This is a genomic window from Mycobacteriales bacterium, assembly GCA_035690485.1.
Taxonomy (GTDB): domain Bacteria; phylum Actinomycetota; class Actinomycetes; order JAFAQI01; family DASSKL01; genus DASSKL01.
In genome coordinates this window covers 33,604-48,599 of sequence record DASSKL010000073.1, presented here as the reverse complement: position 1 = coordinate 48,599, position 14,996 = coordinate 33,604, and the positions used below count along the sequence as shown (strand labels likewise).

12 protein-coding genes are annotated in these 14,996 nt (G+C 64.8%); 7 read left to right on the top strand and 5 right to left on the bottom strand.

Translation table 11 applies throughout. From position 1 onward, the window contains the following. Positions 1-161: 161 nt before the first annotated feature. Positions 162-1,784 carry an AMP-binding protein gene (locus tag VFJ21_10605; GenBank protein ID HET7407570.1) on the bottom strand — a complete coding sequence of 541 codons (1,623 nt, stop codon included), beginning with the start codon at positions 1,782-1,784 and terminating at the stop codon, positions 162-164. Between the two features lie 800 nt (positions 1,785-2,584). Between VFJ21_10605 and VFJ21_10600 the strand changes: the two genes are divergently transcribed. From VFJ21_10600 to VFJ21_10580, 5 genes are all read left to right on the top strand, one after another. Beyond that, positions 2,585-3,832 carry a substrate-binding domain-containing protein gene (locus VFJ21_10600; protein ID HET7407569.1) on the top strand — a complete coding sequence of 416 codons (1,248 nt, stop codon included), beginning with the start codon at positions 2,585-2,587 and terminating at the stop codon, positions 3,830-3,832. Between the two features lie 44 nt (positions 3,833-3,876). Continuing rightward, the gene (locus VFJ21_10595) at positions 3,877-5,427 is read left to right on the top strand and encodes a sugar ABC transporter ATP-binding protein (GenBank protein HET7407568.1); all 1,551 of its coding nucleotides are present in this window, start codon (positions 3,877-3,879) and stop codon (positions 5,425-5,427) included. Between the two features lie 26 nt (positions 5,428-5,453). After that, positions 5,454-6,458, top strand: a complete 1,005-nt coding sequence (locus tag VFJ21_10590; protein ID HET7407567.1) for an ABC transporter permease — start codon at positions 5,454-5,456, stop codon at positions 6,456-6,458. A gap of 100 nt (positions 6,459-6,558) precedes the next feature. Beyond that, positions 6,559-7,566, top strand: coding sequence for an ABC transporter permease (locus VFJ21_10585; GenBank protein ID HET7407566.1), 1,008 nt, complete (start codon positions 6,559-6,561; stop codon positions 7,564-7,566). A 52-nt stretch (positions 7,567-7,618) separates the two neighbouring features. Beyond that, entirely contained in the window at positions 7,619-8,581 is a 963-nt protein-coding gene (locus VFJ21_10580; GenBank protein HET7407565.1) for a cyclase family protein, read from the top strand. A gap of 82 nt (positions 8,582-8,663) precedes the next feature. Here the strand turns inward: VFJ21_10580 and VFJ21_10575 are convergent, their stop codons facing one another. The 3 genes from VFJ21_10575 to VFJ21_10565 all read right to left on the bottom strand — a co-directional run bounded on the left by VFJ21_10575 (position 8,664) and on the right by VFJ21_10565 (position 11,098). Continuing rightward, on the bottom strand, positions 8,664-9,434 hold the full coding sequence (locus VFJ21_10575; protein HET7407564.1) for an enoyl-CoA hydratase: 771 nt from the start codon (positions 9,432-9,434) through the stop codon (positions 8,664-8,666). A gap of 84 nt (positions 9,435-9,518) precedes the next feature. Further along, entirely contained in the window at positions 9,519-10,028 is a 510-nt protein-coding gene (locus VFJ21_10570) for a MarR family transcriptional regulator (GenBank protein ID HET7407563.1), read from the bottom strand. 110 nt (positions 10,029-10,138) lie between these two features. Next, positions 10,139-11,098: a cyclase family protein gene (locus VFJ21_10565; GenBank protein HET7407562.1), complete on the bottom strand. Its 960-nt coding sequence runs from the start codon at positions 11,096-11,098 to the stop codon at positions 10,139-10,141. Positions 11,099-11,394: 296 nt separating this feature from the next. Here VFJ21_10565 and VFJ21_10560 point away from each other — a divergent pair, with 296 nt between their 5' ends. Both VFJ21_10560 and VFJ21_10555 read left to right on the top strand, forming a co-directional pair. Continuing rightward, complete coding sequence (locus VFJ21_10560) at positions 11,395-11,676, top strand: hypothetical protein (protein ID HET7407561.1); 282 nt, start codon at positions 11,395-11,397, stop codon at positions 11,674-11,676. Between the two features lie 3 nt (positions 11,677-11,679). Continuing rightward, entirely contained in the window at positions 11,680-12,831 is a 1,152-nt protein-coding gene (locus VFJ21_10555) for an acyl-CoA dehydrogenase family protein (GenBank protein HET7407560.1), read from the top strand. 99 nt (positions 12,832-12,930) lie between these two features. On the opposite strand, the gene ftsH is transcribed toward VFJ21_10555, so the two are convergent. Continuing rightward, complete coding sequence (gene ftsH, locus VFJ21_10550; GenBank protein HET7407559.1) at positions 12,931-14,871, bottom strand: ATP-dependent zinc metalloprotease FtsH; 1,941 nt, start codon at positions 14,869-14,871, stop codon at positions 12,931-12,933. Between the last annotated feature and the right edge of the window lie 125 nt (positions 14,872-14,996).

Sequence of the window (14,996 nt, the reverse complement as noted above, 5' to 3'; positions counted from 1 at the left end):
GGGTAGCCGGTCGACCCGACCTCGTGCGCCTGCTCGAGATACTCCTGCTCGTTCGGATAGATGTGATCATCGAGGAACCGCTTGACCTCCTCGAGAGTCTCCACACCCTTCTCCGTGAACTGGTACGGCATCAGGACCTCCCCACTACTTCTCGCTGGACGTCAGGTACGGAGCTCGCGGCGGAGGATCTTCCCAGTCACCGTCTTGGGCAGATCCTCGAGGAACTCGATCTCCCGTGGATACTTGTAGGCCGCGATCCGTTCCTTGCAGAACGCCTTGAGCTCTTCGGCTGTGACGGTCTGGTCTGGTTTCAGGCTGATGAAAGCCTTAACGGTTTCGCCCCGATACTGATCCGCGACACCGACGACGGCTGCTTCGCGCACCGCCGGATGCTGGTAGAGCACATCCTCCACCTCGCGTGGCCAGACCTTGTATCCCGAGGCATTGATCATGTCCTTCTTTCGGTCGACCACGTAGAACCAGCCGTGTTCGTCCATCACCCCGACATCGCCGGTGTGAAACCAACCGTCGTGGAATGCATGAGCCGTTTCCTCGGGCTTCTCCCAGTAGCCAGGCACGATCTGCGGCCCCGCCAGCACGATCTCCCCGACCTCTCCGGGAGCTACCTCCACACCCTCCTCGTTCAGAATGGCGGCGTCCGTGTCAAAGATGGGCACCCCTACCGCCAGCGCGCCGGAGTTTGGATCGATCGGTGACCGTGAACGCAAGGGCACGAAATGCGAAGGAGATGTCGACTCGGTGAGCCCGTATGCGACATGAATGTAGGTGCCGAACTGTCGTTCGAAGTCATCGACGATGGTGGGCGGAACCGGCTGCCCTCCGGTGTACACCTTCCGCATGGAGCTAGTGTCCCGGTGTTTGGCGCTGGGTTCGTTCATGAGGGCGACGAACACGGTGATAGAGCCGATAGTGAAGGTCACTGCGTAGCGCTCGATCAGTTCGAGCACTACGGGCGCATCGAAGCGGTAGCCCAGCACCAGGGGCGCCGGCAGCAGCAGGCACAGCGCCATGTGGCCGATGAGCCCGGTGATGTGGAACAGGGGAGCCACACCGAGCACGACATCGTCGGGGGTGAGCTCGATCCAGTCTCGGTAGGCCTGCGCGGTGAAGATGACGTTGCGATGTGTGTTCATCGCGCCCTTGGACGGCCCGGTCGTTCCGGAGGTATAGGTGAGAAACGCGACCGAGTCCAGGTCGAGCGTGACGGGCGGCGGCTTCTCGCCGGCGTAGCTGCTGGCAACTTCCAGAAAATCGAGAGTGTCGTCGGGCTGTTGCCGTTCGATGTTGGCGAACAAGCGCTCGTGAGGTTGGTGCTGAAAGTCCAACTCCGAGGTCGTGATGACCGTAGAAAGCTTGGTGGCCGAGCGCAAGCCGGCGATCACGTCGTTGTAGAGCGACTGCAAGCAGATGATGGCGACCGCGCCCGAGTCGTTGAGCAGGTGCTCCACTTCCTTGCCGCGGTACATCGGGTTGATCGACACCATGGTGGCGCCGGTCTTCCAAATGGCGACCATGCCGATCAGGAACTGCGGCACGTTCTGCAGGTAGACGGCGACCCTGTCGCCTTCGTGCACGCCGTTCGCCAGCAGACCGCACGCGACTGCATCACTCAGTCGGTCGACCTCGACGACGCTCAAGCTGGTGTCGAAGTAGTGAATAAGCGGTGAGTCGGGGGAGCGTCGTACGGCGGCCTTGAACATGTCCAGGGCGTTGTCGTACTCAAGGTCGATGCCGGCGGGCTTGCCTTCGTCGTAGAGGGCCAACCATGGCTTCGTTGTGCTGGGCACGAATCCACTACTCCTTTGCGGTCGCGCAACGACTGGTAGCGCGGCGTGTGCCGCCTTCAACACCGAGGCATGGGCCGGGTCCAGACAGCCGGACTCTGCCCCTGCCCCGCTCCGCGCCTGGTGACGGTCGGCCGGCGGTGGCGGTCTGCCAGTGCAGGCGGGCGAGGACGCACCTGGGGCGATCTACGGGCGGATGCGGCATCGGCGGCTACGACCTCCGGTTGGTGACGGTGCCATACCGACTAGTCGGTACGGATCCCTTCAGGACCTTGCCACACGTGGCCCGCCGTGGAAAGGGGCCGAGCGAAATTCACTGCTCGCAGCGGAGCAGTTGACCGGTCGCCAGCAGAGCGCTCGATGGTCCCTCTGTCGTGAGACGCGGGCCCGGCATGGCCGAGGGCAGGGCCAGAGAGCCCGCACACCGGGGCGCGGGGGGAGCGCCGCCTCGAAGCGCCCAGGCGGCTGAGCCGCCGTCACCAAGAGCGACATCGACAGAGTCTCGGCCGATCAGCCCGTTGCCATGTTGTTATCTCCGACAGCCCCCGAACTGCTTGACACGGATCGCGGCGTGAGGAAATCTCGCGCCACGGACAACGTACCGACCGGTCGGTACTGCCGAGGGGCGGAGACGCTTCGGTGCGTCTGGCTGCCTGTCTCCTCGCGGTGAGAGGAAGGAGTCCTACCGGAGCACGGACCGCGCTGGCGGCCGCGATGGACAAGATCTGTACTCGCAACGACGGTGACGTCGGCAGTCTTTGAGAAGGGATCGGAACGGGATGAAACGTCCAAAGTGGGGGGTAGCCGTCGGGCTGCTGACCGCCGCAGTGGTGGCGGCCGGCTGCGGCTCGAGCAGCGGCGGCACGAGCGCCAGTGGAAGTAGCTCCAGCCCGTCGGGCGGACAGTCTCACGCTGGTAAGTACAAGATCGCGCTGAGTCTGAGCTACACCGGCAATGACTGGCAGAATGAAGCTGCCAACTTGGTCAAGGCCGTGGCGGCGACTCCACCGTATGACCAGAAGGTCGACCTGAGAGTTGACATCGCGGGCGCGGATGTCACGAAGCAGATTCAGACTCTGAACAACGAGATCAACGCGGGTATGAACGCCATCATCGTCTACCCGATCTCGCCCACAGCCCTGAACGCGACGATTCAGAAGGCGTGCCAACAGGGAATCGTCGTCTACGCGTACGACAGCCTCGTCACGGCCCCTTGCGCCTATAACGTGCATATCGACCAGTACGAATGGGGCATCAAGTCGGCTACCTGGCTGGCGAAGAAGCTGAACGGCAAGGGGCAGATCGCCAACATCTCTGGCGTTCCCGGAACAACGGTCGACACTGACCGCGAACAGGCTCTGAAGGATGTCCTGAAGAATTACCCGAACATTCATGTCGCTGGCTCGGCCAACGGCGAGTGGGCGCAGGCGCAAGGCAAGACGGCATTTGTCCAGATCCAGTCTGGACACCCCAACCTTGACGGCATCTACGCCGAGGCCGGTTGCTACGCGATAACACAGTACCTGATCTCCAGCGGAAAGCAGCCGCTCCCATGCGCCGGTGAAATGAGCAACGGGCACCACCTGTACATGCTTTCCAAGGACATCTGTCAGAAGGCGAACGTGGACCCGAGCAGCTGCGCGCACCTGCCCAGCAGCTCGGCCGGGTCGCCGGTCTACTCAGGTGAGCTCGCCTTCATCAACTCGGTGAAGATCCTGGAAGGTCAGAAGATCGCACACGACACCATCCTGCCGTTGCCGTACTTCACGACGGATGATCTCGACCAGCTTGGTGTCAAGGCAGTCGGTGACAACCCGGCTCAGGGAGCACTCGTCTTCCCGCCGAGCGTGGTGAGCAACCCGGGCTTCTTCGGTGACTTCTGGAACCCACTGGTGGAGCAGGGCGTGCAGGCGGCACTGACCGGTAAGTCCGACAAGATCAGCGACGCCAAGCCCTGCGACCAGGTCGATGGGTGCAAGACGCAGGACAAGCTGTCATTTGACAAGCAGCATTCTGGCGGCAACTAGTTCTTGTCAGCCCTGGAGAGACTGCAGTAGGTGAGGGAGAGCTCGTGACCGACGTTGCAAGGCTGCAAGTGGTCGAGGTGAGCAAGCATTACGGCCCTACGGTCGCGCTTAACAATGCCTCGTTCGCTGTGGCTGACGGCGACGTGCATGCTCTCATCGGAGAGAACGGTGCGGGCAAGTCAACTCTGGTGAAGCTTCTCAGTGGCTTGATTCGGCCAGACGCCGGAGAGATTCGCGTGGCGGGTGAGTCGGTTCGACTGCACTCGCCACGCGACGCTCTCGGCGCCGGCATTGCCACTGCGTACCAAGAGTTGACGGTGATTCCCTACCTGACTGTTGCGCAGAACTTGTTGCTCGGAAGAGAGCCGAGGAACAGGCTTCGTCTGGTCTCGACGAATCGCCTCGTTCAACAGGCCAGCGGCATGTTGCAGCGGTGGGAGCTGGCCGGCGTCAGCCCGGAAGCCCTCGTTTCGGAGCTGTCGCTCGCCGAGAGACAGCAACTGGAGCTTGTGAGAAGCCTCGATCGCACATCGCAGGTGCTGCTCCTCGACGAGCCCACCGCGGCTCTGGGCGCGCAACAGGTGGATTGGCTGTTTCGTCAGGTCCGCCGACTGCGCGATAAGGGCAAGACCCTGGTCTTCATCTCTCACCGGATGAGCGAGGTCCGTGAGATCGCGGACAAGATCACCGTTCTGCGCAACGGCCACGAGGTGGCGACGTTCGCTCCCCACGAGGCAAGCGATCGAGACGTCATCCAGATGATGGTTGGGCGCGATGTCAAAGCCACGTTGCGAAAGACGCGCGATGTGTCTTCAGAAGTACGACTGGACGTCGAAGATCTGCGCTGTGAACCGGGTCTGAAAGGTCTGTCCTTCTCGCTGCGCGCTGGAGAGATCGTCGGCCTCGGAGCACTGCAGGGCAACGGCCAACTCGAGCTGTTCCTGTCCCTTTTCGGCGCGCGACGGGCGGCGTCCGGCACGATCCGGTTGGATGGACAGCCCTACAAGCCCAGGTCGCCCTACGACGCCATTCACCGCGGACTTGGGATCAGCCTGGTGCCCGAGGATCGCAAGGCCGAGGGCGTCATGGTGGATATGTCGGGCCTTGCCAACATCACGCTCCCGAGCCTGCGCGCGCTGGCAACGGCCGGCGTTGTTCGTACACCCCGCCAACGACGCGCAGCTTTGAGCGCAGCTCGAGGGGTCAACGTCACTCCACAGAACCTCGTGAAGGAGGTTCGAGCGCTGAGCGGCGGCAACCAACAGAAGATTGCCCTCGGGAAGTGGCTGGTCGCCGATACCAAGCTGTTGCTGATGTACGACCCTACCCGCGGGGTGGACGTGGCCACCAAGGCAGAGATCTTCGCCATGATGCAGGAGATGGCCGAGGCCGGGAAGTCTATCCTGTTCTACTCGACGGATATTGAGGAGCTGCTCGGTGTAAGCGACCGCATTGTCGTGCTCTACAGAGGCGTCAAGGCCGCGGAGCTATCACAGTCCGAGATGACCCGAGACCGCGTTCTGACCGCGATGCTGGGCGTCGCCCGCGATGACTCCGTCTCGATGCCCGTGCAAGCGCCCGAGGCGGCACTGTGAGCGTCACGAGGCGGGGCGCCCCCTGGGTGAAGCTCAGCGAGTTCGGCGTCTACCGGCGACGGATGTCCCTGACCGGCACGGTGGGCCCTGCGGTAGTCCTGGTCGTCCTGTTCTTCATCTATGTCGCGGTACACCCCGGGGTGTTGTCGCTGCTGCAGTTCAACACCCTCACGAATGAAGCGACGGCAGTCGCCATCGCGGCGGCCGGCGAGACGCTGATCGTCCTCGCCGGAGGATTCGACCTGTCCGTCGGGTCGGTGTTGTCGCTCATCAACGTGCTCATCGCGACGAAGATCGGGACCAGCACTGGATCGCAGCTTCTCATGGTGCCGATTGCCCTCGGTGCCGGTGCCGCCATCGGTGCCATCAATGGCGCCCTCGTCGTCCTCCTGCGCATCCCCTCTATCGTCGCCACGCTGGCCATGTCGTTCTTCTGGGGCGGCGTGGCACTCCTGATTCTGAGCCAGCCCGGGGGATCCGTACCGCTCGACTTCGTCAACTGGTTCACGGGCAACGTCCGCGGGGCCATACCCGCCGCACTGGTGCTCCTGGTAGTCGTGGTCGCCCTGTGGATCCTGGTCAAGCGAACCAGACTCGGGCGGGCCATCTACGCCGTCGGAGGGGATCCAGGCGCCGCCGCCGCGAACGGCATCCGCGTTGGCCCGACGTCCCTTGCTGCGTACACCCTCGGTGGCCTGCTCTACGGGCTGGCCGGAATCTTTCTGACGGCCCAGAGCGCCAGTGGCGATCCCAACGTGGGCGGCCCCCTGCTCCTCAGCGTGTTCGCAGCTGTGGTGATCGGCGGCGTGGTGTTCGGCGGTGGCCGTGGTGACGTGGTCGGCAGCATGATCGGGGCATTCATTCTCTACCTGATCGCCGACGTGCTGTTCGCCCTGGGGGTGTCGTCCTTCTACACCAATGTGCTGAACGGGTCGGTGCTTCTCGTGGCCGTGCTCGCCGGCTCGCTGTCAGGCGCGCGGCAGTGGCTCTTCTCCCGGCTGCGACCTTCCCTTTCTGCCGCCGATGGATAGCCAGCGCTCGGACTGTGGAGGACGGCACCGGCCGGCTGATCAGGTCGGCGCCGTCCTATCGATGAAGTAGCCGTTACGACGCGAAGGGGCCGAGCGAAACGTGGCATACAGCCAGCCCGCAGTACCCGTTGACACGCCAGAGCCGCAGCTCATCTCGACGTGGCAGATGCTGTGGCGCCAACGGTCGACCCGGACCGTCCTCGCCGTCTACGTCTTTCTCGTTGTTCTTATTTTTGCGTCCAAAGCGGTCAGCTCGTCCTACGGTTCGATCGGTTTCGTCAAGAGCGTCGCGGCGATCGCCACGTTCACGGCTATCGCAAGCTTCGGTCAGTTCGTCGTTGTTCTGACAGGTGGTCTGGACCTGTCGATCCCGAGCGTCATCACACTCGCCGGTGTCATGTTCACGGGCTTTTGCGCCGGATCGAGCGGTAACGTCGCGTGGGCGCTGCCCTTGATCTGCGCGATGGGCGCGGCCATTGGAATCGCCAACGGTATCGGCATCGTCTACCTCAAACTGTCGCCAGTCGTGATGACGTTGGCGGTCAATGTGATCCTCAGCGGCGTGGTGCTGGTCTACACCAACGGCACGCCTAAGGGGTTCACGCCCAAGGTCGTCGTGAATGCGATTCAGGGCGACTTCCAGGGCGTTCCTTATGTGATCTTCATCCTGGCCGGGTTCGCCGCGCTCGCGTCGTTCCTAATGAGCAAGACGGTGTTCGGTCGGTTCGTCTACGCGGTCGGTAGCAATCGTCAGGTCGCCTACCTGTCCGGGGTACGAGTCAATCGCGTCATCATCACGGTCTACGCGATCAGCGGACTGTGCGCCGCGCTGACTGCGATCATGCTCGACGGCTACGGCAACCAGAGTTTCCTGGGTATGGGTGACCCTTACCTCCTGCTGACGCTGGCTGCCGTGGTACTCGGCGGCGCCAGCATCATGGGGGGGCGGGGCCTCTACATCGGCGTGATTGGCGGCGCGTTGATCCTGCAGACCATCAGTACGACCTTGTCCGGCACGTCTCTTCCGGAAGCCGTCAAGCAGATCGTCTACGCCGTGGCGATCATCGCGGCGGTGCTCGCCGCTCGACAGACCGCCACGTCGTCGTGACAGAAATCCGTACCCACCCGTAGCGGGGCCGTTCGTCAAAGGAAGGATAGTCGTGACCGCAACTGATGCACCTGTCAGCGTCGAGTCGGTGGTGAAGAAGGCCCACCAGTACCGCAATTGGGGGAAGTGGGGGGCAGAGGACGAGTTGGGATCGGCCAACTACATCACGGCTGAGAAGGTCGCGGCTGCGGCCAAGCTCGTGCGAAAGGGCAGAGTCTTTTCACTGGCTCTTCCGCTGGACGGGGAGGGTCCGATGACGGGCGGCCTCGGCCGCATCAACCCGGTACACCTCATGCTCCAGGACGGCGGCGACATCTCTTCGGGGGCGCAAGACCACCTGCCCACACTGCGTTACACCGATGACGCCGTCTACCTCGTGCTGCAGTGCTCAACTCAGTGGGACGCGCTCTCGCACATCTATCACGAAGGGCAGATGTACAACGGCTTTGGCACCGAAATGGTGACTAGCCAAGGCGCGAAGAAGAACAGCATAACGAACATACGGGATCGTGCGGTCAGTCGCGGAGTTCTGCTGGACATTCCTCGGTTCAAGGGCAAGCAGTGGCTTGAGACGAGTGAGCCGATCAGCGCCGAAGATCTCGAGGCGTGCGCGCAGCGGCAGGGAGTGGCCGTCGAGGAGGGCGACATCGTTCTCGTGCGCACGGGGCAGATGCTCGAGCGTCGTACTGCAGGCGCCTGGGGCGACTTCGCCGGAGGCCCCGCACCCGGGCTTGCCATCAGTGCTGCGGACTTCTTCTGCCCGCGTCACGTCGCTGCGGTGGCCACCGACACCTGGGGAACTGAGGTGCTGCCCAACGAGAGTCCTGATGTGTGGCAGCCCCTGCACATCATCATGCTCGTCAACGCAGGCATCTACCTGGGTGAGATGTGGGACATGGAGGCGCTGGCCGCGGACTGCGCCGAGGATGGCGTCTACGAGTTCATGTTGGTTGCGCCGCCACTCACCGTGACGGGCTCAGTCGGCTCGCCGGTCAACCCGCAAGCCATCAAGTAGGTCGATCACCGGATCAGCAAGGCTGAAGGCTCTTACGCGCCTAGTTCTCGGCGGGCGGTCGCGAGACCGCCCGCCGGAGAGGCTACTTCTGCGCGCGTCCCCGTTGCTTCACAGCCTCGATGCGCGCGGCCATGCGATCGCTGTCCCAGCCGGTCCCCTGCCATTCCACTGCTCGCCGGACTTCCACGTCTCGCGCGGAGTCTGCGCTCATCGACAGCCCCGCTTCATGCTCTTGCCTGATGACTTGTGCCGCCGCGAGATCATTGCTGGTGATGTCTTCAGCGAGTTGGCGCGCAGCAGTCATCAACCGGTCATGCGGGACCACCCGGGAGACGAGACCCCACTCGTGCGCCTCATGCGCATTGATCAAATTACCGGTCAGGCTCATCAGTCGGGCGGCCCGTAGCCCGACGGCTTGCGGCAGCTCTGCGGTCAGTCCCCAAAACGGCAGGATGCCGAGCCGTGCGTGGGTGTCGGCGAAGCGCGCCTGTTCTGAGGCGATCAAGAAATCGCAGGCCAGCGCCAGCTCAAGACCACCAGTGATAGCCACGCCGTTGATCGCGCCGATCCACGGCTTGTGATGCTGCGCGGGCCAGGGTCGCCCCTTCGGCGTCAGCTCGCTGATGTTGAGTCCGCCCGGCCGGGTCAGCGCGCCCACGTCGAGGCCCGCGCAGAAGGCGGGATCAGCGCCGGTGACGATGACCACCTGGACGTCGTCGCGCTCCTCGCTCTCCGTGAGAGCAGCGTCAAGCTGCGTCAACATGGTCCCGTCCAGGGCGTTGCGCTGCTCAGGCCGGTTGAGACGCACCAGGGCGATTCCCGATTCGGTCTCGAGGTCGACGCCGTATGCCATGACGCTCCTGCCGTTCGTGTGTGTGAAGCTGGTTTGAACTCTTTGTGTCCCTGCGGTGGCAGTCGAGTGGGCCGGCCTCCTGGACTACTGGGTCTGAAGGTCTCCGGAATTGAGACGCAGCCGCCGCAAGATCCCTACGAGCGCCTGCAGGTCACGGTCAGGCATCGCTGCCAGCCCGAACTCTGCCGTGTTCAGCGCTTGAGTTGCTTGTTCGGCGGTGCTCCTACCGACCGATGTGATCTCTACCAGTCGTGACCGGCGGTCCGCAGGATTCTCTGCTCGTATGACCAGGCCATCCTGTTCCAGTCGATCGACGATGTTGGTGACGCTCGTCGGGTGGATCATGAGACGCTCGCCCATCTTGTTCATGGGTAGGCGACCTTGTCGGGTAAAGGACAAGAGAACGAGTGCCTCATAGCGAGCGAACGAGAGTCCGAAGGGAAGCAGGCACGCGTCGACACCCGCCTGCACCAGCTGATGTGCTCGCATGAGCGAGATCACGGTCGTCATCGGCAGTGACCGACCGAACCGCTCGTCCCACTGGCGCGTCGCCTCTGCGATTGGGTCGAAGGTCACCCGCCTGCGTGTCGGCACGCGCAAACCATACATAGCGGAACGCCTCGACCTTCGAGCGCGAACGCGTCTGCTGCACTCACGAGCCGCAACGCTTGCCTCGTCGCATCAGCGAGGCGCCCGCACCGGTTCTACTTGATGACGAGCGGGTTGACGGGCGCCCCTGTACCGCGAACAACCTTCAGCGGAGCCGCGGTATAGAGGAACGTCCACTGCCCGTCCGTGGCACAGTCTTCAGCCAGGGCGTCGAGTGTGCAGATTTCGGTGAACGCCACACCGAGATTGCGCATCAAGGCACAATGGAGCGGCAGCGCGACGCCTGTGTCCGGCTCGTACGTCACCTCGTTGGCGATGGTGTCGGTGACCAGATTGGGAATTTCCATCTCTTGGAACCACTCGACGAGTTCGGGTGTGTAGGTGAGTCCCGGTTCGTTGAATCCCTCGTAGAACTCGGCGGGCGTGCTCTCGTACCACGTGGAAATCCATCCAGTTCGGATCAACAGGACGTCGTGCTTTTCGATGGCGGCCCCTTGGGACTCTGCCGCGTCAAGCACGTCTTGATGGGTGAATGTTTCGCCCTTCGCCAACGACGCCTTGCCGCGATGCCTGGCCAGGTCGATCAGAATTCCGCGACCTGCCACGCCGTGCTCGGCTATGGGGAGCACGCTCGCCTTCGTCAGACCGCCGATCGTCGTACTGGCGTCGTAACCGTTGTAGATCTTGCCGTCGTACCAGACGTGACCCAGCGCGTCGTACTGCGTCGACCCCTGCAGAAACGCCGTGATGAAATCGTCCGCGTAGTGCAGGCCGCCCGGGAACTGTGGTGCCTTGTCGCCTAGCCACGTGCCCTCGTCCACGACCATGTACCGCTCGGCACCTCGCCGGCCGGGCCAGACCGGGTCACCCTTCTCGTGACCCATGTGTACCTGCAGTGTGAAGACCTTGCCCTGGCGCGCGGCTTGAACGCCGCGCAGAACCTCTGCGTTGGTCAGGTAGTTGAGCGAGCCGAGTTCGTCATCCGGCCCCCATTTGCCCCAGTTCGACGGCGCATCCTTCAGAAGCTGTGCCATTGCAGGTGCCTGGTCACTCATGGACGGTTTGCTCCTTCCGGTCCAGATCCGTGGCATGCAGAACGGCGACAGTCTCCTCGTGGACGTTGCAGAAGACAAGTAGGTCGACCTACAATCGGACTTCCACGTATACAAGGATGACCTGCTGTGGACGCTCAGGAGATCGCGGGCCGCGGGCGCATGCGCCGGCGGTTTGCGGTGGCGGTGAAGCGGGACGCGGACCTGACGGCGTGGTGGCCTACCGGGGCGGATACGCCGAGCAGCCGAGCTGGTGAACTCGCCTGGATCAACGTCCACGCAGGCCGGTGGTCCGGGCCATGACCGACCTCCAGCGTGACGTCTGCGATCGGTGTGGACGGCCGGTTCTGCTCGGGCGTACCGACACCCGCCGGTGGACCGTCGTCGACCCGGAACCCGGGTCCAACCCGTGGTATGCCTACACGCTGATCTGGCGAGACGGCCAGCCCAGGCTGCACCTGCTGTCGCTGGCGGACATTCTGCGCGCCGACTCTCTCGAGATCCGGCCTCGCCTCTACGCGCCGCACATCCTGCGCTGCGCCCCGCAACCGGCCCGTTCGATGATGGCAGGAAGCCGATAAGTCATGCCCAGCCTTTACACGCTGTCCGAAGATCATGAGCTGTTGCGCAAGACGGTGCGCCAGATCGCCGACCACGCGATCGCACCACGTGCCGCGGAGATCGACCGCACCGCCGAGTTCCCGCACGATGTCTACGACGTGCTCTGCCGCGCCGACCTGCAGGCCGTGCACATCCCCGAGCAGTACGGCGGTATGGGTGCCGACGCCATCGCCGGCGCCATCGTCGTGGAGGAGATCGCCCGCGCGGACGCCTCCAGCTCGCTGATCCCGGCGGTGAACAAGCTCGGCACCATGCCGATCCTGCTGGCCGGCAGCGAGACCCTCCGGCGGAGGTACCTGCCCGAGGTCGCCTCGGGGCGGGCGATGTTCAGCTACGCACTGTCCGAACGTGAAGCCGGCTCCGACGCGGCCGCCATGCGCACCCGCGCCTCCCGAGACGGCGACGGCTGGGTGCTCAACGGCACGAAGTGCTGGATCTCCAACGCCGGCGTCTCCCAGTACTACACGGTGATGGCCAAGACCGACCCTGCTCAGGGCGCCCGCGGGATCTCCGCGTTCGTCGTGCATGCCGACGACCCCGGCTTCTCCGTCGGCAGCCGGGAGCACAAGCTCGGCATCAAGGGATCCCCCACCTGCGAGATCCACTTCGAGAACTGCCGCATCCCCGTCGACCGGATCATCGGCGAGCCCGGCACCGGGTTCAAGACCGCCCTGCGCACCCTGGACCACACCCGGCTCACCATCGGCGCCCAAGCCCTCGGCATCGCCCAAGGCGCCCTCGACGTCGCCGTCGGCTACGCCAAGACCCGCCAGCAGTTCGGTCGTCCCATCAGCGACTTCCAGGCCATCGGCTTCATGCTCGCCGACATGGCCATGCAGATCGAAGCGGCCCGCCACCTCATCTATGCGGCCGCCGCCAAAGCCGACCACGGCGCCGATGACCTCACCTTCACCTCAGCCGCCGCCAAGTGCTTCGCCTCCGATGTCGCCATGAAGGTCACCACCGACGCCGTACAGATCCTCGGCGGCTACGGCTACACCCAGGACTTCCCCGTCGAACGGATGCTGCGCGACGCGAAAATCACCCAGATCTACGAAGGCACCAACCAGATCCAGCGGCTCGTCATGTCGCGAGAGTTGCTGCGCGATCGCTGAGACCGCGCGCTCCCGGCCCACGCGGCTCGCGGCTGCATGGCACGTCTGGTGCGGCGAGAGGTTGACGTCGCGAAGGTGGTAGCGGGAGACGACGTTGTGTCAGGTGCCGGCCGGTTCGTCCGGGGAGGAGCCGCGCGGCAGGGTCAGGTCGCTCGCGCGGTAGGCATCCGCCGAGTCGAGCGTTTCCGCCGACAGCAGCGCCTCGACCAGCCCCTCGAGCCGTGCCCGCTCCTTGTCCAGAACGCTGCGAGCCTGCTGGGAGCACTCCTTGAGGATGCGGCGTACCTCGGACTCGACCAGCTCCCTGGTCGCCGGTGACGTCCCGCCGCCGTCGAACGAGAACGCCTGTTCCCGGCGCGGGTCGGGCAGCACGGACATCGCGCCGACCCGTTCGGACATGCCCCAGCGACCCACCATCTGTCGGGCGAGCGCGGTTGCCTGCTCGAGGTCGCTTTCCGCGCCGGTGGTGACGTCCCCGAAGACCATCTGCTCGGCGGCGCGGCCACCGAGCATGCCGGCGATGCGGCCGCGCAGGTAGGGCTCGCTGTAGAAGTAGCGCTCGGTGTCGGGGCTCTGGAACGTGACCCCGAGCGCGTGCCCGCGCGGGACGATCGAGATCTTGCGGACCGGGTCGGCGCCCGGCGTGAGCATGCCCAGCAGCGCATGACCGGCCTCGTGGTAGGCGGTGCGCCGCCGCTCGTCCTCGGACACCACGATCCGCCGCTCGCTGCCGAGCTGGATCTTCGACAGCGCCTCGGTGAAGTCCCGCAGTCGGACGGTGTCCCCGTCCCGTCGGGCCGCGAGCAGAGCCGCCTCGTTGACGAGGTTCTTCAGGTCGGCGCCGACCATGCCGGGGGTGATGGCGGCAACGGTGTCGAGGTCTGCGTCGGCATCCAGCGGCACCGACCGGACGTGCACGTCGAGGATCTCGCGACGACCTTTCATGTCCGGTGGGTTGATCATGAGACGTCGGTCGAAGCGGCCAGGTCGCAGCAGGGCCTGGTCGAGGATGTCGGGCCGGTTGGTGGCGGCGAGAACGACGACGTTCTCGCGGCCGGTGAAACCGTCCATCTCGGTGAGGATCTGGTTGAGCGTCTGCTCCCGCTCGTCGTGGCCGCCGATGCTCATCGAACCGCCCCGAGCCCGGCCGATCGCGTCGAGCTCGTCGATGAAGATGATCGACGGGGCGTGTTCCTTGGCCTGCGCGAACAGGTCGCGCACTCGGCTGGCGCCGACCCCGACGATCATCTCGATGAACTCCGACGCCGAGACCGAGTAGAACGGCACGTCAGCCTCGCCGGCGACCGCGCGGGCGAGCAGCGTCTTGCCGGTGCCGGGCGGCCCGGCGAGCAGGATGCCCTTCGGCATGGCTGCGCCGAGACGCCGGTAGCGGTCGGGGTTGCGCAGGAAGTCGACGATCTCGGCGACCTCGTCCTCGACGTCGTCGATGCCGGCGACGTCGGCGAACGTCGTACGCCGTCCAGCTTCCGGCTCATATCGGCGTGCGCGGGACCGGCCCAGCCCGCCGAGCCCGGAGGCCCCCGCACCGGCGCGACGCATCAGCAGCACGAACAGGCCGACCAGCAGCAGCGTCGGGCCGAACCCGAGGAGCACCCGCTCCAGCAGCGAGGGGCCAGGGGGTGGTTTCGCGCTCACCGTGACGTCTTTGCTGGCGAGCAGGTCGAACAGCTTGTCATCGTTGGCGAAGCCGGGCCGGTGGGTGCTGAACTCCGTCAGCGGCTTGCGCCCGCTGTTCTCGTCCGTGCCTGGCACGGTCGGTGGCCGCACCGGGTCCTTGAACCGCCCGTCGATCGCGTCCTCAACCGCCGTCACCTCGACGACGTTTCCTGCCTGCACCTGCGCGCGGAAGAACGAGTACGGCACCTCCGTCGGCGCCGACGGCCGCAGGAACACCGCCGAGATCACCCAGTTGAGAACGAGCAGGACCAGCAGCACCCACCAGAAGCGCGGTCGGCGCAGCGGAGGGGAGTCCTTGCGTGGACCGTCGATCTGATCCGACGCCGGCCGCTCGCCCTCCACCCTCCAGGGAACTCGCCGGTTGCCGTTCCCAGCAGTGTCGGACGAGGGCACCTGATCGGTCCCGTTCACGTGGTGCCGAGCCGGCTGTTCGCCGACTGCGTCCGCCATCGCGATCTCCCTCGACC

Bases quoted from the DNA above. Each gene is read 5' to 3' on its own strand.
- VFJ21_10600 (HET7407569.1), top strand. From the start codon at position 2,585: ATGAAACGTCCAAAGTGGGGGGTAGCCGTCGGGCTGCTGACCGCCGCA.
- VFJ21_10575 (HET7407564.1), bottom strand. From the start codon at position 9,434: ATGGCATACGGCGTCGACCTCGAGACCGAATCGGGAATCGCCCTGGTG.
- VFJ21_10565 (HET7407562.1), bottom strand. From the start codon at position 11,098: ATGAGTGACCAGGCACCTGCAATGGCACAGCTTCTGAAGGATGCGCCG.
- VFJ21_10560 (HET7407561.1), top strand. From the start codon at position 11,395: ATGACCGACCTCCAGCGTGACGTCTGCGATCGGTGTGGACGGCCGGTT.
- VFJ21_10555 (HET7407560.1), top strand. From the start codon at position 11,680: ATGCCCAGCCTTTACACGCTGTCCGAAGATCATGAGCTGTTGCGCAAG.